The sequence below is a fragment of the Streptomyces goshikiensis genome, assembly GCF_014650555.1.
Lineage (GTDB): Bacteria > Actinomycetota > Actinomycetes > Streptomycetales > Streptomycetaceae > Streptomyces > Streptomyces goshikiensis.
Map to the genome: position 1 here is coordinate 26,630 of NZ_BMVE01000015.1, position 23,022 is coordinate 49,651.

21 protein-coding genes and 2 pseudogenes are annotated in these 23,022 nt (G+C 69.8%); 10 read left to right on the plus strand and 13 right to left on the minus strand.

Annotated features, from left to right (window positions below; all coding sequences use genetic code 11):
• Positions 1-5: 5 nt before the first annotated feature.
• Both IE248_RS31345 and IE248_RS31350 read right to left on the minus strand, forming a co-directional pair.
• Positions 6-793, minus strand: a pseudogene (locus IE248_RS31345) (MerR family transcriptional regulator).
• Positions 794-1,470: 677 nt separating this feature from the next.
• The gene (locus IE248_RS31350) at positions 1,471-2,376 is read right to left on the minus strand and encodes a S41 family peptidase (protein ID WP_190032415.1); all 906 of its coding nucleotides are present in this window, start codon (positions 2,374-2,376) and stop codon (positions 1,471-1,473) included.
• Between the two features lie 57 nt (positions 2,377-2,433).
• Between IE248_RS31350 and IE248_RS31355 the strand changes: the two genes are divergently transcribed.
• On the plus strand, positions 2,434-2,994 hold the full coding sequence (locus IE248_RS31355; RefSeq protein ID WP_190032416.1) for an ArsR/SmtB family transcription factor: 561 nt from the start codon (positions 2,434-2,436) through the stop codon (positions 2,992-2,994).
• A gap of 52 nt (positions 2,995-3,046) precedes the next feature.
• Here IE248_RS31355 and IE248_RS31360 read toward each other — a convergent pair whose 3' ends face one another.
• Both IE248_RS31360 and IE248_RS31365 read right to left on the minus strand, forming a co-directional pair.
• Positions 3,047-3,589 (minus strand): GNAT family N-acetyltransferase, encoded by a 543-nt coding sequence (locus tag IE248_RS31360; RefSeq protein ID WP_190032417.1) that lies wholly within the window; start codon positions 3,587-3,589, stop codon positions 3,047-3,049.
• Positions 3,590-3,863: 274 nt separating this feature from the next.
• Positions 3,864-4,229, minus strand: a pseudogene (locus IE248_RS31365) (MerR family transcriptional regulator); the annotation flags it as partial.
• Between the two features lie 117 nt (positions 4,230-4,346).
• Here IE248_RS31365 and IE248_RS31370 point away from each other — a divergent pair.
• Positions 4,347-5,420 carry an alkene reductase gene (locus IE248_RS31370; protein WP_073795612.1) on the plus strand — a complete coding sequence of 358 codons (1,074 nt, stop codon included), beginning with the start codon at positions 4,347-4,349 and terminating at the stop codon, positions 5,418-5,420.
• Positions 5,421-5,625: 205 nt separating this feature from the next.
• On the opposite strand, the gene IE248_RS31375 is transcribed toward IE248_RS31370, so the two are convergent.
• Positions 5,626-5,979, minus strand: coding sequence for a VOC family protein (locus IE248_RS31375; protein ID WP_229895659.1), 354 nt, complete (start codon positions 5,977-5,979; stop codon positions 5,626-5,628).
• Between the two features lie 449 nt (positions 5,980-6,428).
• Here IE248_RS31375 and IE248_RS31380 point away from each other — a divergent pair, with 449 nt between their 5' ends.
• The 3 genes from IE248_RS31380 (at position 6,429) to IE248_RS31390 (ending at position 8,871) form a co-directional block, all read left to right on the plus strand.
• Positions 6,429-6,878: a YidB family protein gene (locus tag IE248_RS31380; protein WP_190032524.1), complete on the plus strand. Its 450-nt coding sequence runs from the start codon at positions 6,429-6,431 to the stop codon at positions 6,876-6,878.
• A 371-nt stretch (positions 6,879-7,249) separates the two neighbouring features.
• On the plus strand, positions 7,250-7,687 hold the full coding sequence (locus tag IE248_RS31385) for a phage tail protein (protein WP_190032419.1): 438 nt from the start codon (positions 7,250-7,252) through the stop codon (positions 7,685-7,687).
• A gap of 176 nt (positions 7,688-7,863) precedes the next feature.
• Positions 7,864-8,871 carry a terpene synthase family protein gene (locus IE248_RS31390; RefSeq protein WP_190032420.1) on the plus strand — a complete coding sequence of 336 codons (1,008 nt, stop codon included), beginning with the start codon at positions 7,864-7,866 and terminating at the stop codon, positions 8,869-8,871.
• An 80-nt stretch (positions 8,872-8,951) separates the two neighbouring features.
• Here IE248_RS31390 and IE248_RS31395 read toward each other — a convergent pair whose 3' ends face one another.
• On the minus strand, positions 8,952-9,860 hold the full coding sequence (locus IE248_RS31395; RefSeq protein WP_190032421.1) for an aldo/keto reductase: 909 nt from the start codon (positions 9,858-9,860) through the stop codon (positions 8,952-8,954).
• 70 nt (positions 9,861-9,930) lie between these two features.
• On the opposite strand from IE248_RS31395, the gene IE248_RS31400 reads away from it, so the two are divergent.
• On the plus strand, positions 9,931-10,926 hold the full coding sequence (locus IE248_RS31400) for an ArsR/SmtB family transcription factor (RefSeq protein WP_229895676.1): 996 nt from the start codon (positions 9,931-9,933) through the stop codon (positions 10,924-10,926).
• 53 nt (positions 10,927-10,979) lie between these two features.
• Here IE248_RS31400 and IE248_RS31405 read toward each other — a convergent pair whose 3' ends face one another.
• Complete coding sequence (locus IE248_RS31405) at positions 10,980-12,404, minus strand: MFS transporter (protein WP_229895677.1); 1,425 nt, start codon at positions 12,402-12,404, stop codon at positions 10,980-10,982.
• 198 nt (positions 12,405-12,602) lie between these two features.
• Here IE248_RS31405 and IE248_RS31410 point away from each other — a divergent pair, with 198 nt between their 5' ends.
• A complete protein-coding gene (locus IE248_RS31410) occupies positions 12,603-13,133 on the plus strand; it encodes a MarR family winged helix-turn-helix transcriptional regulator (protein ID WP_190032422.1) in 531 nt (176 codons plus the stop codon).
• Between the two features lie 29 nt (positions 13,134-13,162).
• Here IE248_RS31410 and IE248_RS31415 read toward each other — a convergent pair whose 3' ends face one another.
• The gene (locus IE248_RS31415) at positions 13,163-13,366 is read right to left on the minus strand and encodes a hypothetical protein (protein WP_008735183.1); all 204 of its coding nucleotides are present in this window, start codon (positions 13,364-13,366) and stop codon (positions 13,163-13,165) included.
• Between the two features lie 56 nt (positions 13,367-13,422).
• Positions 13,423-13,992 carry a hypothetical protein gene (locus tag IE248_RS31420; RefSeq protein ID WP_190032423.1) on the minus strand — a complete coding sequence of 190 codons (570 nt, stop codon included), beginning with the start codon at positions 13,990-13,992 and terminating at the stop codon, positions 13,423-13,425.
• 807 nt (positions 13,993-14,799) lie between these two features.
• On the opposite strand from IE248_RS31420, the gene IE248_RS31425 reads away from it, so the two are divergent.
• On the plus strand, positions 14,800-15,030 hold the full coding sequence (locus IE248_RS31425; RefSeq protein WP_073795629.1) for a chaplin: 231 nt from the start codon (positions 14,800-14,802) through the stop codon (positions 15,028-15,030).
• A gap of 132 nt (positions 15,031-15,162) precedes the next feature.
• Here IE248_RS31425 and IE248_RS31430 read toward each other — a convergent pair whose 3' ends face one another.
• A complete protein-coding gene (locus IE248_RS31430) occupies positions 15,163-15,387 on the minus strand; it encodes a tautomerase family protein (protein ID WP_190032424.1) in 225 nt (74 codons plus the stop codon).
• A gap of 167 nt (positions 15,388-15,554) precedes the next feature.
• On the opposite strand from IE248_RS31430, the gene IE248_RS31435 reads away from it, so the two are divergent.
• Positions 15,555-16,442: a helix-turn-helix transcriptional regulator gene (locus IE248_RS31435; protein WP_190032425.1), complete on the plus strand. Its 888-nt coding sequence runs from the start codon at positions 15,555-15,557 to the stop codon at positions 16,440-16,442.
• A gap of 51 nt (positions 16,443-16,493) precedes the next feature.
• Here the strand turns inward: IE248_RS31435 and IE248_RS31440 are convergent, their stop codons facing one another.
• On the minus strand, positions 16,494-17,117 hold the full coding sequence (locus tag IE248_RS31440) for a TetR/AcrR family transcriptional regulator (RefSeq protein WP_190032426.1): 624 nt from the start codon (positions 17,115-17,117) through the stop codon (positions 16,494-16,496).
• A gap of 125 nt (positions 17,118-17,242) precedes the next feature.
• On the opposite strand from IE248_RS31440, the gene IE248_RS31445 reads away from it, so the two are divergent.
• Positions 17,243-18,193 carry an alpha/beta fold hydrolase gene (locus IE248_RS31445; protein ID WP_073795635.1) on the plus strand — a complete coding sequence of 317 codons (951 nt, stop codon included), beginning with the start codon at positions 17,243-17,245 and terminating at the stop codon, positions 18,191-18,193.
• 168 nt (positions 18,194-18,361) lie between these two features.
• Here the strand turns inward: IE248_RS31445 and IE248_RS31450 are convergent, their stop codons facing one another.
• Together IE248_RS31450 and IE248_RS37805 are read right to left on the minus strand one after the other, a co-directional pair.
• Positions 18,362-19,492: a hypothetical protein gene (locus tag IE248_RS31450; RefSeq protein WP_190032427.1), complete on the minus strand. Its 1,131-nt coding sequence runs from the start codon at positions 19,490-19,492 to the stop codon at positions 18,362-18,364.
• 69 nt (positions 19,493-19,561) lie between these two features.
• Positions 19,562-23,017, minus strand: a complete 3,456-nt coding sequence (locus tag IE248_RS37805) for a hypothetical protein (RefSeq protein ID WP_229895660.1) — start codon at positions 23,015-23,017, stop codon at positions 19,562-19,564.
• Positions 23,018-23,022: the final 5 nt, after the last annotated feature.

The following is a 23,022-nucleotide window of genomic DNA, read 5'->3' on the forward strand; positions in this document are numbered from 1 at the left end:
GCTCCTCATATGCGGTTCTCGATGTGGATGCGGCGGGACGCGTTGGCGTGCACCGCTTCGGCCAGGTAGGCGGCAAGCCCCGGGCGCTGCTGCGACGGCGGCACGACGAGGGCGAAGGCGCGCGGGTCGGAGGCGAAGTCGTCGGCGATCCGCCGGTGCATCTCCGGCGGGCAGGGCGTGAACCAGCGGGACACGTGCAGCCGGTGCTCCTCCGCGATGTCCATGACCCGTTCGCCGTCGGCGGGTTCGCCGTCGTCGTGGCCCGCGAGCAGCTCCGCTCGCCAGGCGGCGGCCTCGGCCATGAGCCGGCGCCAGTCCTCCTTGGTGTGGGCGGAGGCCCGCGCCATCGCCTCCCGGTGCCCTTTCGAGTCCCGCCACTTCAGCTGGGCGTCGGTGGCGTAGCTGAGGTCGAACGCGATCTCCCCGAATACCTCGAAGCGTTCCTCGGGGGTCAGCGGCACCCCGGTCTGCTGGACCTCGATCGCACGCTCGGCCACCTCGGCCAGTTGCTGCAGTCGCGTGATCTCGTCGGCCAGTTGGCGCTGCCGGGTCCGCAGGTGCTCCAGCGCGTTGGCTTGCGGGTCGGCGAGGATCTCGGCGATCTCGTCCAGGGGAAAGCCCAGTTCGCGGTAGAAGAGGATCTGCTGGAGCCGTGCCAGGTCGACGTCTTCGTAGTGGCGGTACCCGGCCCGGCTGCGGCCACCCGGTGAGAGGAGTCCGGTCGGTCGTAGTGGTGCAGTGTGCGTACGGTCACCCCGGCGAAGGCCGAGACCTGACCCACGGTGTAGCCCATGGACCTGCCCTTTCGTTCGGCAACAGCCTCAAGCCTGACGTAGGGAGAGGGTCAACCCGGGATCCTGCGACGCTTCGGACCCTCGTCGGCGGGGAGGTCGGTCGATCCGCGAGCCGGCAGCCCCTCGTCCTCGGCCGCGACGACGACGCCGGCGGTGGATACGTCAGGGGCCAGATGCTCGTGCGACGGCGGTCACAGCGGGGCGGCCGTACGCACCCCCGGCAAGGGCGGCGAGGGTGGCGCGGGTGGCTTCAGCTCCGCACGCAGCGGGACCAACGGGACGGGCCCGGGGACCCCGTGCCGTACGGCGAGGAGGTGTACACACCCGTCGGCGCCGACGGCACCGGCGGGAACGTCCAGACCAGCGAGCTCCTCGACCGACACCCCCGCCTACGGACAAGGCGGCGCCGGAGGGGAGAGCGGCTACGGAGGGAACGGCGGTCCCGTGCCCGATGACAAGGACGGAAAGGCCGGCGGCGACGGCGCCGTGAAGTTCACCCGGACTTCCGCCAACACCTGACGGCCTGCGGCACAGTTCCCCCCGGCCCTGCTCACCCGCGCCCGCTCGCGGCGGGCAGACCAGACACCCTCACGCTGCCACCAGTGGCAGAGGAGTCCACGTCGCCGGCGCGGGTGGGGAGGTGCTGTGCGCAGTGCTGTCGATGAGCTGGACCGGGTCAGCCTGCCAGTCGGGTGAGGGCCAGGGCGTGTGCGCGGTCGAGGGAGTCGGCGGCGGCGCAGGGGACGTCCGGCTGCACACCGGTGCCCTCCCAGTTCGTGCCGGAGACGGGGTTGATGGCGCGGCCGACGGGGACGGTGGCTTCCAGGTGCGGGTGCAGGGTCCAGCCCTGGCACGGGTGCGCGCCGCCGCGGGTGGGCTCGCCGACTACCACGGCGCGGCCGAGCTGCTGGAGGTCGTATGCCAGTTCCTCAGAGGCAGAGAAGGTGCTCTCGCTTGACAGCACGTACAGCGGCTTGCTGCCGCCGAAGCGCGCGCCGGGAACGTGCGGCAGGCTCCAGGACTGCTCGCTGCGCTCGCCGCCGCGCCAGTACATGGTGTTGAGGTGGGTGCGCTCGTCGAGCAGGTAGCTGCAGACGAACGCGACGGTGTCCGGGTCGCCGCCCCGGTTGGCCCGCAGGTCCACGATCAGCGCCTCGGCGCGGGAGGCCAGGGTGAGCGCGGCGCCCAGCGGCTCGGCGGCCCACTCCAGCGGGAACAGCATCGGTGCCAGCTCCACCACGGCGACCCCTCCGTCGAGCAACTGCACCCGGGGTGCGCCGCCCAGAGAGGCATCGAAGTCCCGGCGCATGGCGTCCAGGGTGGCCGCCCCCCGCTTGGGGGAGACCGGGTCGGCGTGGTGCTTGAGTCTCAGGTGCCGGTCGCCGTTGACGGACTGCAGGTCCGCGGTGACCAGGCGGCCGAGCTCCTCGGCGTCGTCGACGTCGTAGGCGCCCTCGATGAGGCGTTGTTGCAGCAGGTCGACCAACTGCTCGGCTATCTCGGGGAAAACGTAGTGCTCGGTCAGCAGCCGGGCCATCTCGTCGATAACAGGGGCTGGTGCAAGCTTCGTTGGAGTCGTCATGGCTGGGAGTAGAGCACTGCCCTTGCGAAAGCGTCAAAGGGTTTGGACACTTTAGCTATGCGTGATCAGCCTCCCTGCTCGCCGCCTCCAGGTTCGCCGCCTCCTGAGGACGTCCTGGAGATCGTTGCGCCTGAGCAATTCGCGGCGCTCGCCCACCCGTTGCGCCAGCGGCTGCTCTTCGCCCTGGGCCACCGGCCTGCCACCACCAGCCAGCTCGCCGCGCAACTCGACGCGAAGAAGGGCAACGTGGCCCACCACCTCAAGGTGCTCCGCGAGGCCGGGCTGGTCCACATCGCCGAGACGCGCCAGGTCCGCGGTGGCACCGAGCAGTACTACCAGCGCACGGCCCGCCAGATGGTCGTCGCCGAACCTCAAGCGGCAGGCACCGCCGCGATGCTGGCCGCGGTCGCCCAGGAGCTGGACCTCTCGCCCGCCGAGCCCCTCCTGACACTGCGCCACCTGCGTCTGAGCCCCGGGAAGGCAAGAGAACTCGGCGAGGCCCTCGCCCAACTGGTCGAGGGGGTCGATGAGGCCGAGGAGGAGCCGGAAGACCAGCCCGTACATGGCGTGTTGGTGGCGCTCTATCAGCAGGCTCCGCCGGCCAGCCCCACTTGGTAGGGCGGGCCCACCGGTCGGCCCGGATCCTCACCGAGTCCTTCCACTGATGCCATCAACGAGTGGTTGTGACGTACTGGGTCGACGACAGCTCGAACACCCGTACTCGCCGACCGCCGGTGGGATTGACGGTCTCACGGGCCGGATGCATCCCCAGTTTGGTCATGATCCGTTCGGAGGCGTCGTTGCCCACTTGAGTGATGCTGACGATCCGCTCCAGCCCTCGCTCTTCGAAGCCGAACCGCACAGCGGCCGCAGCGGCTTCGGTGGCCAAGCCCTGCCCCCAGTGGGAACGTCCCAGCCGCCAGCCGACCTCAACCGCCGGCAGTACCTCCGGCAGGAAGGCGGGCACCGAAAGCCCGGTGAAACCGGCCAGTTCGCCAGTGGACCGGATCTCCACGGCGAACAGACCGAAGCCCTGTGACTCCCACTCGCTCTCCCATGCCTGGATACCACTGCGAGTCTGCTGTTCGTCCCGGACGCTGCCGTGACGGATCCACCGCATGACCTCGGGATCGGCATTGATGGCAGCCATGGGCGCAACGTCTTCCTCGCGCCAGCGACGCAGGATCAAACGGGGAGTCTCAAGCGTGACCATCCAGTGATTCTGGATCACAACATAGGCCCACCGCCATCCTCACCAGCCATCTTCGACACACGCCCGCATGGATCTCGTACACCCTCTCGACGGCGGGAGGGCGCGCGCCACTGCCGCCGGCCCCACGCCTGCGGCTCGCGCGCTCACCCGGTAGGCCGTGAACCTGTCACCACGGGGTTCGTACTCCTTGCCCATCGGACCGACCGGATCGATCAGCAGCGGAAAGGGGCTGCGGACGGCAGGAAGCCGGGGGCTGCCAGTCAGAGTCTGCACCGGCGGACCTCATCCGGTGCTGGTGCGCCCGGGCCGTGGCCATCAACGCGTCCAGGGTGTCTCGGGTCCGCAGGAGGTCGGCGATGTGCGCGGAGAGCCGCTCACGCTCCAGTGCCATCCGCTCCAGCGCGGCATCGGAGGTCTCTTCGCTGGGCGAGTCGATGCAGGGCATCAGCTCGACGATGGTCCGGCTGGACAGGCCAGCGGTGTACATCCGCTGGATGAACGCGACCCGTTCGACCTCACTGTCCGTGTAGTGCCGTTGTCCGCTGGGGCTGCGGGTGCTGGTGAGCAGTCCTTGTTCCTCGTAGTAGCGCACGGACCGGACGCTGACTCCGGCGCGCGATGCGAGCTCCCCGATCCGCATAGGACCTCCTGGCGAAGTTGAGCGTCGTAGACCCTTGCCTCTGACGTCGATGTCAGGTTTTAGCGTAGCCGCTGTGCCCCCGAAACGCGGGCACGGCAGTTACGAAGGAGCCCGGACATGACGAGTCTGTTCACCAGTTACCAACTTGGCGGTCTCACCCTGCCCAACCGGATGGTCATGGCCCCGATGACCCGAGCCCGGGCCGCGGCCGGCGGCCTGGCGACCCCTTCCATGGCGACGTACTACGCCCAGAGGGCCACGGCCGGCCTGATCGTGAGCGAAGGGGTGCAGCCGAGCCTGATCGGGCAGTCCAACCCGGGCACACCCGGACTGTTCACCGACGAGCAGGTCGAGGCGTGGCGCCCCGTGACCGCCGCCGTCCACGCCAACGGAGGACGGATCTTCGCCCAGCTCATGCACGGCGGCCGGGTCTCGCACCCCGACACCACCGGCCTACAGCCGGTCGGGCCCTCGGCGGTCCCCGCCGTCGGCGACGTCTTCACCCCCACCGGGCCGCAGCCCGCCCCGATGCCGCGCGCCTTGAGCACCACCGAAGTACCCGAACACGCGCGGTCCTACGCCCGGGCCGCCCAGCGCGCCGTGGAGGCGGACTTCGACGGAGTGGAACTGCACGGTGCCAACGGATACCTGATCTCCCAGTTCCTGTCGTCCAACGCCAATCTGCGCACCGACCGCTACGGGGGCCCGATCGCCAACCGCATCAGGTTCGTCGTCGAGGCCGTCGCCGCCACCGTCGAGGCCGTCGGTGGGGAGAGGACCGGCATCCGGCTCTCACCGGGCGGGACGTTCTGGGGAGTGGAGGAGAGCGAGGTCCGCGACCTCTACACCGCGTTGCTGACCGAACTGGCACCGCTCGGATTGGCATACGTGCACCTCGAAGCCACCGCGGAGGAGGCCACGCTCGTCGCCCTGCGCCGCGCGTGGCCGGGCACCCTCGTGATGAACCCGGTCTTTCCGATGGGCGCGAAGCAGACAGGTAGGGACGACGCCGACCACTGGCTCGGCCTGGGTGCCGACCTCATCAGCTTCGGCCGGGCCTTCCTCGCCAACCCCGACCTCGTCGAGCGGCTACGGGGCGGACTTCCCCTCACCCCGGTCGACGAGGCGACGTACTTCCAGGGCGGCGATACGGGATTCCTGACCTATCCGGCCCACCAGTACGCGGCTTGATCTCCGGCTGGGTCGCTGCCTCAGCGGAGGGCCGTGGCTGTGGTGGTCCGGCATCGACGCCAGCGTTCGTTCGCCGCTTCGACGTGGAGCACACCTCTCGCCGCCTGTTCAAGCAGGTGCTCGGCTCGCTGCTCGGGTCCGAGAACCACACCCGGGCCGGCACGCGGCGCGGGATGAGGCGACGAGCTGAACACCAAGGCAGGTGTCAGGGGCCGACGTACTCGAAGACGCCGCCGTGCGGGTGCCGCAGGACTGCACGGCGGCCGTTCGGGGTGGGCTGAATGGGCATCACGATTTCGGCTCCTCCCGCTTCCGCCTCCTCGACTGCGGTGTCCAGGTTGGAGACGGCGAGAGTCGCCGCCACGCCCGCGACGCGCTGCACCGCCTCATCAGGCCCGGCGAACAGAAGGAAAGGCCCGACGCTTGCCAGGTTGACCCCGGCAAAGGCGAACCGCGTTGCGGTGCTTCCGGTCAACTTCTCGTAGAAGGGCACAGCCGCATCGAGATCCTCGACACGCTGTCGCGCGACCACTGAATCGATAGCCATGATCAGCATCATCACACCTGCATACGCGCCTGCGAAGGGAATTCCTGCAGACCTGCCAGTCGCTTGGTGCGCCGAGAATGGTGACGTGGCGGGGCCGGTGCGTTCCGCCGGGCGGCTCCGGGGATGGTGAGGGCTCCTTGCCGGGAGCCGTTGGCGTAGTCGGCCGCCCATAAGGGCCCGCTGGTGCCCCGCATCAGGGTGCTCAGGGCGCCCGTTGCCTGGTTGACGGCGAGTGCGGGGCCCTGGCTGACGCGCCAGTTCGGACGGCACCCCGGTCCTGCCACACGGCGGATCGAGGTGTCGTGGAGCCGAAAACCGCCGAACCGTGCACGTGCGGATGGATGATCTGCCTTGGAGGCAGCAGCAGCTGCCGTACGTGAGCCTTGAGAGGTACCCGCTCCAAAGGCAGGAACCTCGTATCGCGTGGATCAGCGAGAGGGATTTTCCGAATGGATGACTCTGTGACCAACGAAGACGGTGCGAACCAGCAGCCGACGTCCTTGACGATCTCGTCGCAGAGCCTGGCCGCTGCCGGCCTGGAGCCGCAGGTGCGGTCGTGGATCGGCGACGGCCCCAACGAGGCGATCACCGCCGGCCAGATCGTCGCGGCTGTCGGTGAGGACCGGCTCGCCCAGGCCGCCGAGAGCCTGGGATGGGAGCCCGAGGACCTGGCCGCCGATCTCGCCTCCCGACTCCCCGAACTCGTCGACAGCGCGGTGCCCGACGGCCAGAGCGCTTCGGACACCGGAGGCGGGTTCCCCGGTTTCCAGGTCCGCTGGGCCCCGGTCCCTGTCCAAGACCTCACCTCGGACCTGCAAATCCATCCCGGGATCGCGCCGGCCAGCAGCCTGACTCTGAATGATGAGGTGGCGATCGACGGCTCGGTGACCCTCACCGTCAGGTACCTCTGAGCGACTCCGGCAACCCGGCGGGACCGCGCTCTGGGGGCGGCAGTACCACCGGGCCGCCCCAACGTCACCGGCCCCCGGCCGGCCTTGCATGTGGCGCGGACCAGCTACGGAAAAAGCCGGCTCGCGCAGGTCTCCGGCTTGCCACTGACAACGTGGGGGGCAGGGCTCGGCAGTCCCGCACGTGCCCGCGCTCTGCGCGGACGGCACGGGCCCGGGGGCGCCGGAGAGGACGAGGGAGGAAGGGCTGCCAGGACCTGTCCGGGCGGTCAAGCGCGCGGATGCGGAAGCGTGCAGGTATCGATCAAGCATGGATGGGCATGATCACCGGGCTGTTGGATTGCCCTTCGTGGGCCCACGGAGACGGAGTGTTCATGGAAGACAATGTCGTCAAGCACCAGTGGCAGATCGAGCTGGGGGAGCGTCGGGTGGAGACGCTCAAGAGCGTCTCCGGGATCTCGTTCAAACAGGAGTACATCCAGCTGCTGCAGAACTCGCCGGACGGAAAGCCGGTCCCCGACCTTGTCCTGGGCGCACCGGAGTTCTTCGGGACGCTGACCCTCACGCGGGGCCTGGACAAGAGCGAGAGGTTCACTCAGTGGATCTCGGAATCCAGGGATCCGGCCAAGGCGGAATCCAGTTCCCAGACCATCGTCCTGGCCTACGTGAACGAGCGGAACGAGGTCGTGAGGCGCTTTCAGTTCGAGGGCGCCCGACCTTCGAGCTGGAGCGCCCCGGACCTGTCGGCGGGCGACTCCTCGGCGGTGGAAGAAACGCTCGAACTCACCTATGTGAGCGCCAACCCGATCTAAAGCCTTCTGGGCCGTTGATGTGGACATGGGGTGGGGCGATCTGAATGATACCGAGTGGGAACGGCTGGGGCCGTTCCCGCCGGTCAGTAACTCCGGTCAGCGCCTGACCGTGCGCTCGGTATCGGAAGAAGCCGGCGAGCCCATCCGGCTGTGCCCCGCACTTCCCCGGAGGACACATGCCGCAGGACTTCGAGTTCGACCTGCCCTTCCCCCTCGCCCTCAGCCCCGACTTGGAGGGCGCGCGGCGCCGGAATCTGGAATGGGTGCAACGTACGGGCCTGGTCGGGGATGGCAGATCGCTTCAGTGGTACGCCTCATGGGACATGCCCCGCCTGGCCGCCTACGGCTTTCCCTACGCCCAAGGGCCGTCGCTGGATCTGTGCACGGACGCCATGGCGTTCTTCTTCGTCTTCGACGACCAGTTCGACGGCCCCCTCGGGCGGGATCCCGCCAGGGCCGCGGCTGTCTGTCAGCAGCTGATCGACATCGTCCACGGTGCCGCCCCGCCCCAGGACGCCGACGCGTGCTCGGTGGCGTTCGCCGATCTCTGGGCCCGCAGCCTCGCCGGCGCCCCTCCCGGCTGGGTGGCCCGTACCGCCCACGAGTGGGAGTACTACCTCGCCACCCAGGCCCACGAGGCGATCGGCCGCCTGCGCGGCACCCCCGCCGACATGGAAACCTACCTCCAGGTCCGCAGGGGCATCGCCGGAACCGATCTGCCCCTGTCCCTCGGCGAACGCGCAGCGGGCATCCACGTACCCGAGGCCGCCTTCCACAGCCCGCAGCTGCGCATCATGCGCCAGGCCGCCATCGACGTCACCTTCATGTGCAACGACGTCTACTCGCTGGAGAAGGAAGAAGCCCGCGGCGACATGGACAACCTGGTCCTGGTCCTCCAGCACACCCGGACGTGCACCCGAGACCAAGCCCTCACCGCCGCACGCGGGGAAGTCGACCAGCGCGTCGACCGCTTCCGGGAACTCGCCCCCCAGGTACCCGCGCTGTGCCTCCAGCTCGGCCTCGCCGGCCCGGAACGAGCCGCGGTGGACACGTATGTGGAGATCATGGGGGCCTGGATGAGCGGCTACCACGCCTGGCAGACCCAGACCCGCCGCTACACCACCGCCCCGGTCCTGCTGCCCAGCACCGGGCCCGGCTACTTCGACGAGATCCTGCCGCTGTGACGACCACGCAGGCGCTTGTAGGGCGCGCCCGGAGGCAGTCGAGACGTAAGAAGTGGACCACGGCGCGACGGGGGTCCTGTTCATGCCGTCTTGTGGTGGAGGGGGTCCAGGACGGCGAGTTCTTCCTCCGACAGGCGTAGGGAGCCGACGGCCACGTTCTGGGCGAGGTGGTCGAGGTCGCCGGTGCCGGGGATGGCCAGTACGTGGGGGCCCTGGTGGAGTGTCCACGCCAGCCGGATCTGGGCCGCGCTCACACCGTGGGCGCGGGCGACGGCGTGCACCTCCGGGCTGTGGCCGGTGGTCGCGCCGGCGGTGCGCCCGGTGCCGGCGATCGAGTAGAACGGCACGAACGCGATGTGTTGTTCACCGCAGATGCGCAGGAAGTCCCTCTGCTCGCGCGATGCGCCGAGACCGTACATGTTCTGGACACAGACCACCGGTGCGATGCTCTCGGCCTCGACGAGGTGGTGGGGGCGGACGTTGGACAGGCCCAGGTGACGGATGAGTCCGGCCTCGCGCAGTTCGGCGAGCGCGCCGAAGCGTTCGGCGATGGAGCCGGTGCCGACTATGCGCAGGTTCACCACGTCGAGGTGGTCGCGGCCGAGCCGGCGCAGGTTCTCCTCGACCTGGCCGCGCAGTTGCCCGGGGGTGGCATGCGGCAGCCACTGGCCGGAGGGGGCGCGGCCCGGCCCGACCTTGGTGGTGATGACGAGGTCGTCCGGGTAGGGGGCCAGCGCCTGGTTGATCAGCTCATTGGCGGAGCGCAACGGTGAGAAGTAGAACTCGGCGGTGTCGATGTGGTTCACGCCGAGCTCGACCGCGCGGCGCAGCACGCCGATCGCCTGGTCGCGGTCGCGCGGGACGGCATCGGCCGCGAAGGCCTCGCCGTGCTGGGGCAGGCGCATCGCGCCGAATCCGATGCGGTTGACCGTGCGGTCGCCGAGCTTCCAGGTGCCCGATGCCGCCGCGGTGATCGTCTGTGAGGTCATGGCGGGATGATCTCCGCACGGTAGGCTGGCCCGCCAATGATTCAGACATGCCTGAATCCATTGAGGAGTGATTGTCCTGGCAGAGCTGGCGTTCTCGACGAGCGATCTGGCGCAGGTGCGGTTCGCCGTCTCACCGATGTGGGAGGTCGCACCCAGTTTTCGGCTGCTCAGGTCCGGCACCACGCATCCGGTCCACCGGCCATGGGCCGACCAGGTACGCCCGCGCATGCTGGCCGCCGGGCTGGACCAGGGCTGGCTCCGCGAGCTGATCCCGCCCACCGGCGGCTACGTTCCCGACTTCCTCAACCCGCCCCCCGCCGGACCCGCCCCCACCCCGGCGGCGGAGCGGGACGCGATCCGGGCCTCGCCCGCCGACCGGGTACGCCGGGACCTCGACCACCTCGCCCGACACCAAGGTGACCTGGGCCCCCGGCTGCGGGCACTGCACAACGACCCACAGGGGCTCCTGGCCAAGGTCACAGACGAGCTCGAAACGTACTGGGAGCTGGCACTCGCCCCCTACTGGGCACGCATCCGGGCAGTCCTGGACGCAGACGTCCTCTACCGGGCCCGCATGGCCGCCGAGCACGGCGCCGGCCACCTCCTCAACGACCTGCACACGTCCTTGAGCTGGGACGGCAGCGCGCTACGGATGGCCCGCCGAAAGCAGCCGCTGACCCGTACGACGGCAGGAACAGGACTGCTGCTGATCCCCTCGGCCTTCACCGGACCGGGACTGCGCACCCGAACGACGCCGGCGGACCCACCCCAACTCGCCTATCCGGCGCGCGGTACCGGCACGCTGTGGGAGCCGCGCCCCGCAACCCGGGCCGACTCCCTCTGCGCCGTACTGGGGCGCTCACGGACTCTACTGCTGACCGAGTTGGACATGCCGGCCTCCACCACACAGCTGGCCCACCGCACCGGGCTCTCTCCCGCAGGGGTATCCCAGTACCTGACCGCGCTGCGCAACGCGGGCCTGGTCAGCGCGCACCGCGCCGGCCGCTCCGTCCTCTACGCCCGCACCGCCGCGGCCGAGACCCTCCTTCAAGCCGCCTCCGCCTGACCTCACGTCACCCCCGAAGGAGCTACGGAGCCGACCCACCTCCCGGCGCGGTGTCAGACGGTGAGGTGTTCTGCGTCGGAGTCGAGGGAGGCCTCGGGGGTGATGCCGTGCTGCTCGTCGTCGGGGCGGGACTTCTTGGGCAGGAGGAAGGTGATGGCGAGGAATGCCATGAGCAGGCCTGCCTGAACGATCAGCGCGTGGTGGAAGCCGGTGGTGAAGTCACCGGCCTTGGCCTGGTCGAAGAAGACCGAGCCGAAGACCGCGACGCCAACGGAGCCGCCGACGGCCTGGACCGCGGTCAGGACTCCGGACGCGGAGCCGATCTCGTGGTCGTCGACGGCGGCGAGAATGAAGCTGAACAGGGCGGCGATCACCATGCCGGCGCCGATGCCCGCGAGCGTCATGCCGGGAACGATGTCCCAGATCGAGAAGGTGGCGGAGTCGAGGCCGTCGAGTTCGAACCACAGCACGGCCGCACCGGCGAGCTGGCCCAGCGGTCCGATCTGGAGCACGCCGCGGCCGATCCTGTTCGCGAGGAAGGCGCCGCTGACGGCGCCGCCGATGGCGGTGCCCACCGCGAGGGGCAGGTTGCCGAGCCCCGCCTCCCCGGCGGTGAACTGGCGGCCGATCTGGAGGTAGAGGGTCAGGACGAGCTGGGTGCCGATCAGCCCGCCGAAGAACAGGGCGATGCCGCCGAGCCCGACGGTGAAGGCGGGCTTGCGGAGCAGGGCGGGGGCCACCAGCGGTTCGCGGCCCGCGGCGGCCGTTCGTCGCTGCTGAAGGGCGAACAGGGCGAAGCCGATCGCGGAGGCGGCCATGCTGAGCCACGTCCACAGCGGCCAGCCGTCCTCTTGGCCCTGGTTCAGGGGCAGCACGAGCAGGGCGCACGAGGCCACGATCAGGGTCGCGCCGGTGATGTCGACCCGTACCGTGCGGCTGCCCGCCCTGTCGGGTACGAACTTCGCGGCGACGATCAGGGCCGCGATGCCGATCGGCAGGTTGATCAGGAACACCGACCGCCAGCCCAGGCCGAAGAAGTCGCCCTCGATGAGGAAGCCGCCCAAAACCGGGCCGATGATGCCGCCGAGGCCCAGGACGGGCCCGAAGATCGCGAAGACTCTGGTGAGCTCGGGGCCGGAGAAGTTCTCCCGCAGCAGGCCCAGGCCCTGGGGCAGCAGCATCGCCCCGGCGGTGCCCTGCAGCAGACGGAAGGCGATCAGCGACTCGATGTTCGGCGCGATCGCGCACAGCAGTGAGCTCGCGGTGAAGGCGGCCAGGCCGATCAGGAACATCCGGCGTCGGCCGTACCGGTCGCCGAGCCGGCCTCCGAGGACCAGACCGGCGCCCAGGGTGAGGGCGTAACCGCCGATGACCCATTGCAGTCCTACGGGGCCGGCGCCGAGGGATTTCTCCAGGTCCGGGCCGGCGACGTTGACGATCGAGGCGTCCAGGAGGTCCATGATCTCGGCCGTGATCATGACCGCCAGGATCAGCCACCTCCATCGGATCGGCTCGGCGGTGGTGTCGGGGGTGGGTTCGGGGATGGGGGAGGGGGCGGACACGAGTAGATACCTCCATGGTGAAGTAATTCCATCGTGAAGGTAAAATGGTGGGGGTAGGTTGTCAACCTGGAATGCCGATGTGACCGCGCTGCGGACGACAAGGGTGGAGGTCCCGTGGAAGAGGCAGAGGCCAAGCGCGACGATGTCGCGGAACAGCGCGAGCGGCTGACGGAAGCGCTGAGGGTCTACGGCGCCCACTACACAGAGCTCGGCCGCCGCTTCGCCGCCTGGCTCGGCCTGCACTCCACCGACGCCATCGCGGTGCTCCAGATCACCGCCGCCGAGGAGCGCGGAACCCCCCTGTCACCGGCACGGCTCAGCGAGCGGATCTCCCTGTCCACGGGAGCGACCACCGCACTGCTGAACCGCCTCGAAGCCGCCGGACACATCACCCGCGCCCGCGAGCACACCGACCGGCGCATCGTCACCCTGCGCGGCGGAGGACACATCCAGGAACGAGCGGAGGAGTTCTTCGACCCGGTCGCCCACCGCCTCGACGCGGCGATGTCGAACTACCCGCCCCAGCTCCTGGACCAGTTCGAAGCGTTCATGGCCGACCTGAACACCACCCTGGACACCCACCTCAGGGAACAGGACTCGGAAGTTCCGCGCTCCCTCAACACCCCTGATGGCCGGACCCGCTGACCTGCGTGCTGTTGCTTTCGCCCCGTCGTTCAGGCGAGGCGGACACCGAGACGGGAGCCGAGCCGGGATCGCATCTCGCCGGCGGCCCGGCGGATGTCCTCGGGCAGCCCGGCGTCGTCGAGGAGCCCGAGGAGCACCATCAACGCCCGCCCTTCGTCGGCGCTGATCAGTTTCAGGCGTGGCTCGCTCACTCCATCGAGCAAGGTGTCGAGCAGATCGAGAGTCTCGTCCATGCAGGAATCAACGCTCGCCCACGCCCGTACGTCACCATGGCCGGACGCGGCGCTGCTCAGAGCGCGTTGAACGACCAGAAGACCCCGACCTCGTCCGCGCTCACCGCGATCAGGCCGAGGTCCATCATGTAGCCGGTGAAGGCGCGGCCGCCGGCGAGTTCACCGGCCAGGAAGTCCGGCGAGTCGGAGGTCCGGGCCAGGTCGGAGGAGGTCCGGAAGACGGCGTCGGGACCGAACCGGCCGAGCACCGTCCGCGCGTCGGCCAGCACCTCGTCCCGGTTCGCCCGAGACCGGACAGGGGAGGGCTCGAAGAACCACTCCTGGGCCAGCGAGGCGAGCAGCTCACCGGCGGCGCCGACCGTGACGGGGTGGGTCCACTCACGCACCTCCTCGGCCGTAAGAGGCAGGAACGGGTAGGAAGGGTGGCCGTTCTCGCGCCACTCCTTGCCGATCTGCCACTGCATCACCCGCCAGCCCCGGGGGTCGGCGACCACCCGGTGCATGACGGCCAGGACGTCTTGTGCCCAGTCGTCGTGCAGACGTGGCCCGGTCATCGCGAAGGTGTAGACGTCGTCGAGGAGGCGCACCAACGCGACGTCCCAGGTACTGCTGTCGAGGGGCTTCATCTGACTTCCGGTTCGGTCGGTCATGGAGCGGGCGCGGGTGTCCCCGCCCGCGATGGGAGTCGAGGGATCAGTCGCCTCCGCCGCCACCGCAAGAGGAGCCGCCACCACAGGAGGAGTCTCCGCTGCCGGACGCACCGTCCCCGCAGGAGAAACTGACGCCGTCGTTCTTCCATGACCGGGAGCGTCCCTGGGGCTGCGATGACCTGCCGCCGAACGCGCCGCCGCGCCAGAGCTGGAAGAGCCCCCAGGCGAGACCGATTCCCGCGGCTATCAGGTATTCCATGTCCGTTGCCCCTGTTCCTTTCCATTCTCGCCTGTGCGGGGCCGCCGGTCTCCGCGACGAGGCGGCAGGCCGTCTCACGGCGCTGCCACCAGTGCCGCCGGAACGACGTACGGCAGGGCCGGCCACGCCGTGGCAGCCAAGGGGGCCGGCGGGGCGAGGAGCCATGCGGCTGGAGGCTTCGGGGGGGAAGTCGCGTTCATGGGCCCATTGCACCGGCCCGGGCCCCCGTGCGCATGGGTGCACGTACTCAGACGACCTGGTCCGTGTACCCAGCAAACACAGTGCTTCGGGGCACGATCTCTCAACCGCAGACCTTGGCGTCGGCTGTCGTGCGGGGCCCGGCTGGGCAGCCAACCGGGCCCCGCTCGTGGTCGCGGGGCACCCGAACGGGTCGATCACCGTGTCCGTTTACCCCATTGACCAGTTGGAGAGGACAAGCGCCCGGCATGGGCCTGGCTGTCCGGCCTACGGCCGCCGCCGCTTGATCTCGTACACCGTTTGAAGCACATCCTGAAGGAGACCCTGTGAAGAAGACCACGGCCGTTATCACCGCCACCGGCGCCATCCTGCTCGGCGCGGCGGGCATCGCCTCCGCCGATGCCGGCGCCCAGGGTGCGGCCATCGGATCGCCGGGTGTCGCCTCCGGGAACCTCGTCCAGGTCCCGGTCCACGTTCCCGTCAACGTCTGCGGCAACGCCATCAGCATCGTCGGGCTGCTCAACCCGGCTTTCGGCAACACCTGCGTCAACGCCTGATCAGGCCCCAGCAGCGCACCGGGGGCCTTGCCGGTTTCCCCGTGTGACACGTGAGCGTGGCCCCGGATTCCTCCCCGGTCGGCCGCGCTCACGCGCGTTTCCACCCCGCCGCCGCGGGACGACAGGCCGCCCTCAGTTCTGCGCGACCTGCCCGACCTGCCCGACCTTGGCGAGCGTCAGGACTCCACCGCCGATGCCCCATCCGGCGTCGGCGACCTCCTCCACCAGTACGAGGGTGGTGGCCCGGGCGCGGTCGCCGAAGATTTCGGCGTAGAGGTCGGTGGTACGCGTGATGATCTGCTCCTTCTGTTCTGCGGTGAGGGTGCCGGCGGGGACCTTGAAGTTCGCGAATGGCATGGTGATCTCTCTTCGTACGCGGGGTGCCGGAGCTGCTCACGACGAGCAGGAGGTCGACCCCGATGGGGCAACCATCCGTCCGAGTTGCCTGCTCGGGCCAGGGCTGAGCCCACCCAGGGGTCATCAGCCCCTGGCTCGGACCCCGCCGGAGAGGCGACGATGAGCGGGTGAACCTTCCCGAACTTGCGGCGTTCCTCAGATCCCGGCGTGATCGGATCCGGCCTGCCGACGTGGGCCTGCCCGCCGGGCCCCGGCGGCGGGTGCCGGGGCTGCGGCGTGAGGAGGTCGCGCAACTGGCGGGCCTGTCAGCCGACTACTACACCGAGCTGGAGCGCGGCCGGGGCGCTCAGCCGTCGTCCCAGACTCTGGCCGCCCTCGCCCGGGCGCTGCGGCTGGGTGGCGATCAGCGTGACCACCTCTTCCATCTCGCCGACCGGCCGCTGCCCGCATCGGCGCACGGCGTAGGCGCGCGGCAGGTCCAGCCCGCCCTGCTCGGGCTGCTGGACCGGCTGGCCACGACTCCGGCCCAGGTCATCACCGACCTGCACGAGACCCTCCTCCAGAACGAGCTGGCCGCGGCACTGCTCGGCCGTGCTCCGGAGCCGCGGGGGCCCGCCGCCGGCTTCGCGTACCGCTGGTTCACCGATCCCGCCGCCCGCGCGCTCTATCCGCCCGAGGACCACCCGCACCACTCACGGGTCTTCGTCGCCGACCTACAGGCAGTTGCCGCCCGCCGCGGCCGCGACAACGAGGTCGCCGCGATGACTGCCGCCCTGCGACGGCGCAGCGCGGAGTTCGGCGCCCTGTGGGACACCTACGACGTCGGCCTGCGCCGCACCGATCACAAACGCATCGTCCACCCCACGCTGGGCGTCATCGAGTTGGACTGTCACAGCCTGTTCAGCGAGGACGGCCGCCAGCGCCTGCTGTGGTTCACGGCCCCGCCCGGCACCGAGGGCGCCGCTCAGCTTGAGCTGCTCGGCGTCATCGGCACGCAGGACATGTCCGCGACCGAGGGCGCCTCTCACACCCAGGGCGGCGTACACGCGGGCTGAGAGCGGAGAGAGCCCCGGCGCCAGAGCCGGTGTCCGGCGGCGCCGTCGGAATCACGTGGGTAGCGGGGTCTGGCCGCCGTTGAAGATTCGGTCGAGGTGGTGGTGGAGTACCGCGATGGCCGACTCCGGCGTCCGCTGGCCGACGAGGATGCTGGTGCCCATGGTCGCGGTCATGGCGAGCAGGCTGATCGCCTCCGTGTCCGCGTCGATGTGGGCATCGGCCAGGCCGGTCGCCTGTGCCTGCTTGAGCAGTTCGGTCAGGGCGTTCTCGGCGGCGTCGGGGTTGTCGATGAAGGGCTGGGCGGCGAGTGCCTCGTCGGTGACGGAGAGGATGGAGTAGGAGCTGTAGAGGAGGTGGAAGGTCCGGCTCTCCTCGTCGGTGGGGAGGGAGGCCAGGAGCAGCGCCTCGATGGTCGCTCGTGGACCCGGGTTCGGTCCGGCGGCGGCGAGGCGGGCGCCCACGCGCGCGGTGAAGCGGCCGGTCAGGTGCTGGACGCCGTGGAAGAGCAGTCTCTCCTTGGTCTGGAAGTAGTACTGGACGAGCCGCAGGGATACACCCGCCTCGGCTGCGACGTCGCGCATGCCGACGGCGTGCAGTCCGCGCCGCCCGGCGACCTGGATGAGTGCCTCGGCGATCTGGGTGCGCCGTTCCTCGTGGTCCACGCGCTTCGGCATGTGCCGTGCCTCCGCCTGTCGGTGGTGAGTTCGTGTCCGGCCGTTCCGGACGCCTTCATGGTACCGCTGTACCAACAACATGGTACGGTCGTATCACGAAGAACGGATCTTCCTGGAGGTGCCCCGTGCCCGAGAACACGACCCGAGTGCGCCGCGACGTCGGCCGCTACGTCAACGACAAACTCCGCGACCGCTACTTCGCCGCGGGCGATGTGCTCTACGCGATGGGAGCACCCGCACGCTCCGAGACGGATGTCGAGACGAGCTTCGGCACCACCCACGTCTACCGGTACGGCCCCACCGACCCCGCAGCCGAATCCCGTACCCCCATCGTCCTGATCCACGGCGCCGGCTACAGCTCGGCCATGTGGTACCCCAACACCCCCGGGCTCAGCCTCGACCGCCCCGTCTACGCGCTCGACACCCCCGGTGACGCGGGCCGCAGCGTCCACCGCGAGCCCATGTGGCAGCCCGAGCGCGCCGCGCAGTGGATGGACGAAGCCCTCGACGCGCTCGGCCTCGACAAGGTCCACGTCGTCGGCTCCTCCTACGGCGGCTGGCTCGTCCTCAACCAGGCCCACCGCCGGCCCGAACGACTCGCCTCCGTCACCGCGCTCGACCCCGGCGGCCTGGAGAAGGTCGGCCTGCGCTTCTTCGCCTGGGTCTTCATCAGCCTCTTCGCCACCTTCGCCCCCAAGGCCCTGCGCCCCCGGCTCGCCAAGTGGCTGGACCAGCCGGTCATCGCCGTCCCCGAGATGCGCAAGTGGATCCAACTCGGCGCCCGCGCATACCGAATCCGCCGCCCCGCACCCCTGCCGCTCGCCGAGGACGCGCTGCGGTCCATCCGGACCCCGCTCTACGTCATCATGGGCAAGCACAGCCTGCTCGTACACCCGAAGCGGCAGCTGGAGCGCGTACCGCGCCTGATATCCGGGGCCCGCGCCGAGATCATCACCGCGACCGGGCACGGCCCGCAGATCGACCACCCGGACGTGGTCAACGCCCGGATGCTGTCCTTCATGGAGGACGTCGACTCCCTCGACCCGGCGCCGACCCGGGGCGCCAAGGGCGCGTAGTAGTGAGGCCGCCGAAAGTTCAGTGCATCGTGGATCCTGCGGCGTCGCACTGAGAGCCGGAAGGCCTGGACGGTCGGATGGCGGTGGGCTACGCGGGCCTGCCAGGGGCGGTGACTCGCCGCCCCCGGGGAGCACGGCGGGTATGGAGCCTGCTCCGTTGGCGCACGATCAGGAGCGGGCCCCGAAGGGGAAGAAATACACATACGCATGGCCGCTGAAGCTGGTCGTAATCTCCACGCGCCAGCCCTTCCGGACCGGGTGCGGGACCTCCTCGTTCGTGTCGATGACAGGGACCCATTGGCCGGAGTCATTGGTTCGGAGAATGCGGTGGCTGGTACCTGTGTGCTCCATGCGGGCAATTCCGTCGCAGGGGAAGTCATAGGTCCAGGGAGTGCCGGGCTTGATGCTGCTGGTGTATTCGAGGTGCAGTTCACTGAACAGCTTCAGCGCTTTGCCCTGGGATAGGTCGACGGGGCCGTGGGCGGCGAGGAGTCCGTTGAGGACCGTGTCCCCGTGGACGGTGAGGCTGCCGACTTCCAGGTCGGGTCGCAGGACGGTTACCTGGGTGCTGAGGATGCGGACGACGGGGTTGGTGGGGTCGCCCGTGGTGGCGCGGAGGTAGAAGGTGGTGTCGGATTTGATGCCTTCGATGTCGAGGCTGGTGCGGTTGGTGACGTCGCGGTTGATGCCGCCGTAGAGGAGTTCGTAGGTGGCGTTGGCGGAGCGTTCCCAGGTGAGCTTGACGTCACCGCCGTTGTTGATGATGGACGGCTCGCACAGGAAGTTGCGCAGGTAGAAGTCGGCTGGGAACTTGCCGAGGTTGAAGACGGTGAGCCGGTCCTGGAACGCGGAGCTGCCCGTGCGGGAGCTTTCGGTGACGGTGATCGGGGCGGTGCCGACCTTGCGGCTGATGGGGATGTCGGACAGCTGGATGGTGAATCCGGTATCGGGGCCGATCGGCGCGTGGCTGCCGGTGGGTGCGCAGACGAACTCCTTGGTGGCCGCGTCCAGACGCACGGTCCAGTCGGTGAGACTGATCCGGGGGCTGATCTTGGTCAGGTCGGTGGCGAGGTCGGGTGCCATCGTTCCGGCCGGGACTTTCACCCTGATCCACTCGACGTCGGCCTGCGTACCGCTCTGCCGGGCAACGGAGATGACCACTTCCCCGATCTCCTCGGGGGCCTGCGGGTTCTCCGGCGATGCCTTGAGCGGGCTCGGGGTGGTGGTGATCTGGTACGACAGCAGCGGGTCATTGGCTGCGGAGGTGTCAGTGTCCTGGGTCTGCATGACAACGGTCACGGGGCTCCTTCGGTTTGAAGGCCGTCCCCGCCCCGGTGTGGGGCGGGGACGGCGGAGTGGCCAGGGTTCTCAGCGGTCGGCGCGGCTGTGGGCGGCCGCGTCTTCGACGGTGAGGAAGCCGGAGCGGATCTCGGGTTCGCCGAGGGGGAGGTCGTACTGGTCCTGGCTGAGGATCGGCAGCTTCTCCCAGGTGCCGCCGCGGTTCTCGGACCAGGTCCAGGTGCCGATGACGCCGGCCGGGGTCGGCATGAGGGCGGTCTCTTCGCTCTCGCCCTGCGGTCCGCGCAGGGCGGTGGTGGCGGCCAGGAGCGGACCGGTGCGGAAGTTGACCGCCATCCGCGCGATCGCCGGATCGGTGAATTCCTGCGGGACGAAGACCTTCTTGGTGGCGAGGATGTCGGTCGTGGCGTGCACGGCGGCGCGCGGGTCCAGCAGCACGGTGGCGACCGTGGTGTTGTTGTCACCGAAGTCCAGCTCCAGGCTGGGCCGGTCGCCGATCGGCCGCAGGTACTCCCCGCCGCCGGCAGCCGGATCGACGACCGTCTCGAAGTGCTCGTAGTCGTCGCCGAGAACGTACCCGACCAGGCCGTCGTCACTCTGCTGTGCCTCGCCGAGGCGGATCGCCCACGGGTAGCCGGGCAGCTGGGAGGGCGAGGGCTTGAACAGGTTCTGCCAGCTGACGTCGGTGCGCAGGAGGCCGCGTAGGTTCATGGTGAGGCGGGTGCGGACCAGGGCGAGGGGCCGGCCGAGGAGGAAGCCGAGGCCGGGGTCGGCCGGGCCGTCCGGGTCGATGGTCTCCAGGGTGCGATCGAGCGTGGCGCGGAAGGCATCGAAGGTCTGGGGGCCGCGGGTCTTTACACCGTTGAGCAGCCGGTAGGGATGGGGAGCCACTGTTTGCAGCTGCTCGAAGCGGGTCACCTCGGAGCCCGGGAGGGCGTCCCAGGAAACTTCGCGCTGCCCGGAGGCGTTCAGGGTGACGCGCAGTTCGCCGAGTGCGGCGCCGTCGGGGGCGTGGACGACGAGGGACTGGTCGAGGCGGTTGTGCAGCAGCCACGCGCAGATGGGGTTGGCCCCGGGGGTGAGGTCGGTGTCCTCGTCGGTGGTGGCGGCGAGGAAGTTGAAGCGCAGGCGCGCGGGCTGGAGCAGGCGAGGTGCCAGTTCGACCAGCCGGTCAGGGTCATAACCGCTGACGGGGTGCGCCGGGCGCATGGTGTCCGGCATCTCGGGCGCGAAGTGGGTGGGGTTGGTGATGAGGTTGACGGAGCGTCCGAAGCGGTCGACGACGGCCAGGTCGAGGAAGGCGAGCTGGCCGGCGCGCAAGTCCTGGAAGGTGGATTCGGGCCAGTTGTCGTCCCAGTCCCCTGGGAAACCGCCGGGGTCCGGCGGGGGGTAGTCGCCGTTGCCGATGAGGGCGCCTAGGTCGCCGGTGGGCTGGAGGCCGGCCAGGGGCTGGCGTTGGGCGATGGCGGCGCCGAAGCCGTCGAGGGTCTGGGAGAGGTAGTTCGCCTCGCGGGCCCGGGAGCGCACTTGCCGCAGGGCGTCGGCCGGCAGCCGGTCGCGCACGCGGGCATAGCTCTGGAGGGTGCCGTCGATGATGTGGCCGGCGGAGGGTGCGAGCATCTGGCGGCCGGAGACGACCAACGGGGTGCCGGGTTCCCCAGTGCCCTTCCACTGGTAGCGGGAGCCGTCGACGAACTCCCAGTGGGCCGTGTCGCCGTCGTGCATCGGCAGGGGGAAGTACTCGGCCTTCCACAGCAGGAACAGCGGCTGCCAGGGCATGGCCCACGGTGTGGTGCCGTATTCGGGCAGGGTGCCGGTGACGTCACGGATCGCGCCGCTGCGCAGGGCGCGGTCGAGGATGAGGAACTCGCTGAGCAGGGCCGGGAAGCAGGGCGGCTGCTGCCCGGTGAGGTCGATCTGGGCGGCGGTGTCGGCGACGTCGGTGGTGGTGGTGCCGGAAGCGCGGGTGACGATTCGTTCGGGTGTGCGGCAGGGCAGAGCGGTGTCGCGGGTGAGGGGGGCGTGGAGGTTGGCGCCCTGGAGAGTGAGGACCGGGTCGGCGCTGTACTCGAAGTCGTCGGCCGGAACCCGGATCAGGCGGCGGGCGGCCCTGGCGCCGTAGGCCGGGTACAGGGCGTCGATGCTGGCCGCCAGGTCCGCTTCGCTTTTGCCCCAGGGCAGTGTGGCGCGCTGCTCGGTCAGGTCGCGGGCGAGGGCGACGACCCGTCCGGCTGCGTCGTCCGCGTTGCCTGGGTCGAGTTCGTCGTCGATCCGGTCGGTGAAGTCCTCGGACTTCTTGCGCAGGTGGCTGAGCCACCACAGGTGGTAGAGGTGCTCGCGGGCGGCGTCGAGTTCTGCTTCGGTGGCGTCGTGGGTGGCCTGGCGGCGGTTGAGGTCGGCGACGGTGTCGGCCTCCGCGGCGCGGGCCGCGTGGGAGGTGGTGCGGCCGGTTTCCTCGCCGCGTTCACCGATGAACCAGCGGTATCCGCCGTGGACGGGCCCGAAGGCGCTGTCGTGGGCGCGGCGGTCGGTGAGGATGTCGGCCTCGGGCCGGTCACGCTCTTCCAGGGCGTCGATGCCGCCGAGCAGGAAAGCCCGGAACAGGTCGGCCTCGTCCCCCGACAGCGCGCCTTCGCCCCCGGCCTGGGCACCGAGTTCGGCGACGGCTTCGGCGATGCTGTTGGAGACGATCGGGGTGACGTCGGCGGGAGCCGGGCAGGGTGAGTCGGGGACGGGGCCGGTCAGGTCCCAGTCCAGCCCCAGGACCGTGCCGGAGTAGACGGAGGATCGGATGCCGCTGCCGGAACCGACCGGCGGCCTCCACTGCAGACGCTCCAGCAGCGCGGCGAGATCGTCGGTACCGGCGAGGATGTCGCTGGCGGGGTCCGCGTACCAGCCCGCGACGAAGTAGCTCAGCCGCTCCCGCGCGGGCAGCTCGCTGCCCGGTTCGTCGAGGAGCGTGTCGTGGAGGGAGAAGACGTTGCTGTTGTAGGGCTGGTAGACCGAAAAGGTCGGGAGGCCGGGGCCGATCGCGGTGAGGAATGGCGCGTGCGCGCCGGCCGGTTCCTGCCAGGGGCCGGTGAGCTCGTGGGACTTGCCGATCAGAGTCGCGGCAGGCTCTTCGCTGTCCGGATCCTGGAAGGAGACGCTGCCGTTCATGGGGTCGAGGTAGTCGCTCTCGACGATCCAGGCCTTCAGACGGCGGGTGCTGTCGGTGTGTCGGACGACGAGCCACCGGTTGGGCACCAGGGGGAAGTCGCCGATGCCTTCCTCCTCGTCGTGGCGGCCGCGGGTGAGGGCGGCGGGCAGTTCCCACTGGAGGTAGACCCCGAGGCGGTCCTCACGGCCGGTCCACTCCTCGGGGCTGGAGAACGGGGCGGGTTCCGGGGGGACGCCTTCGTCGATGTTCTTGAAATTGGTGATCCATCGGTGGAACACGTGCGGGGTCGCGGTGTCGCGGGTGGCCCGGTTGACGGCGAGGGCCGCGACCTCGACCGGCACGATGAGGGTGGTGTCCACGGACATGGCCC

Bases quoted from the DNA above. Each gene is read 5' to 3' on its own strand.
- IE248_RS31350 (WP_190032415.1), bottom strand. From the start codon at position 2,376: ATGACGACTCCAACGAAGCTTGCACCAGCCCCTGTTATCGACGAGATG.
- IE248_RS31355 (WP_190032416.1), top strand. From the start codon at position 2,434: ATGCGTGATCAGCCTCCCTGCTCGCCGCCTCCAGGTTCGCCGCCTCCT.
- IE248_RS31360 (WP_190032417.1), bottom strand. From the start codon at position 3,589: ATGGTCACGCTTGAGACTCCCCGTTTGATCCTGCGTCGCTGGCGCGAG.
- IE248_RS31370 (WP_073795612.1), top strand. From the start codon at position 4,347: ATGACGAGTCTGTTCACCAGTTACCAACTTGGCGGTCTCACCCTGCCC.
- IE248_RS31375 (WP_229895659.1), bottom strand. From the start codon at position 5,979: ATGATGCTGATCATGGCTATCGATTCAGTGGTCGCGCGACAGCGTGTC.
- IE248_RS31385 (WP_190032419.1), top strand. From the start codon at position 7,250: ATGGAAGACAATGTCGTCAAGCACCAGTGGCAGATCGAGCTGGGGGAG.
- IE248_RS31390 (WP_190032420.1), top strand. From the start codon at position 7,864: ATGCCGCAGGACTTCGAGTTCGACCTGCCCTTCCCCCTCGCCCTCAGC.
- IE248_RS31395 (WP_190032421.1), bottom strand. From the start codon at position 9,860: ATGACCTCACAGACGATCACCGCGGCGGCATCGGGCACCTGGAAGCTC.
- IE248_RS31405 (WP_229895677.1), bottom strand. From the start codon at position 12,404: ATGATCACGGCCGAGATCATGGACCTCCTGGACGCCTCGATCGTCAAC.
- IE248_RS31415 (WP_008735183.1), bottom strand. From the start codon at position 13,366: ATGGACGAGACTCTCGATCTGCTCGACACCTTGCTCGATGGAGTGAGC.
- IE248_RS31420 (WP_190032423.1), bottom strand. From the start codon at position 13,992: ATGAAGCCCCTCGACAGCAGTACCTGGGACGTCGCGTTGGTGCGCCTC.
- IE248_RS31430 (WP_190032424.1), bottom strand. From the start codon at position 15,387: ATGCCATTCGCGAACTTCAAGGTCCCCGCCGGCACCCTCACCGCAGAA.
- IE248_RS31440 (WP_190032426.1), bottom strand. From the start codon at position 17,117: ATGCCGAAGCGCGTGGACCACGAGGAACGGCGCACCCAGATCGCCGAG.
- IE248_RS37805 (WP_229895660.1), bottom strand. From the start codon at position 23,017: ATGTCCGTGGACACCACCCTCATCGTGCCGGTCGAGGTCGCGGCCCTC.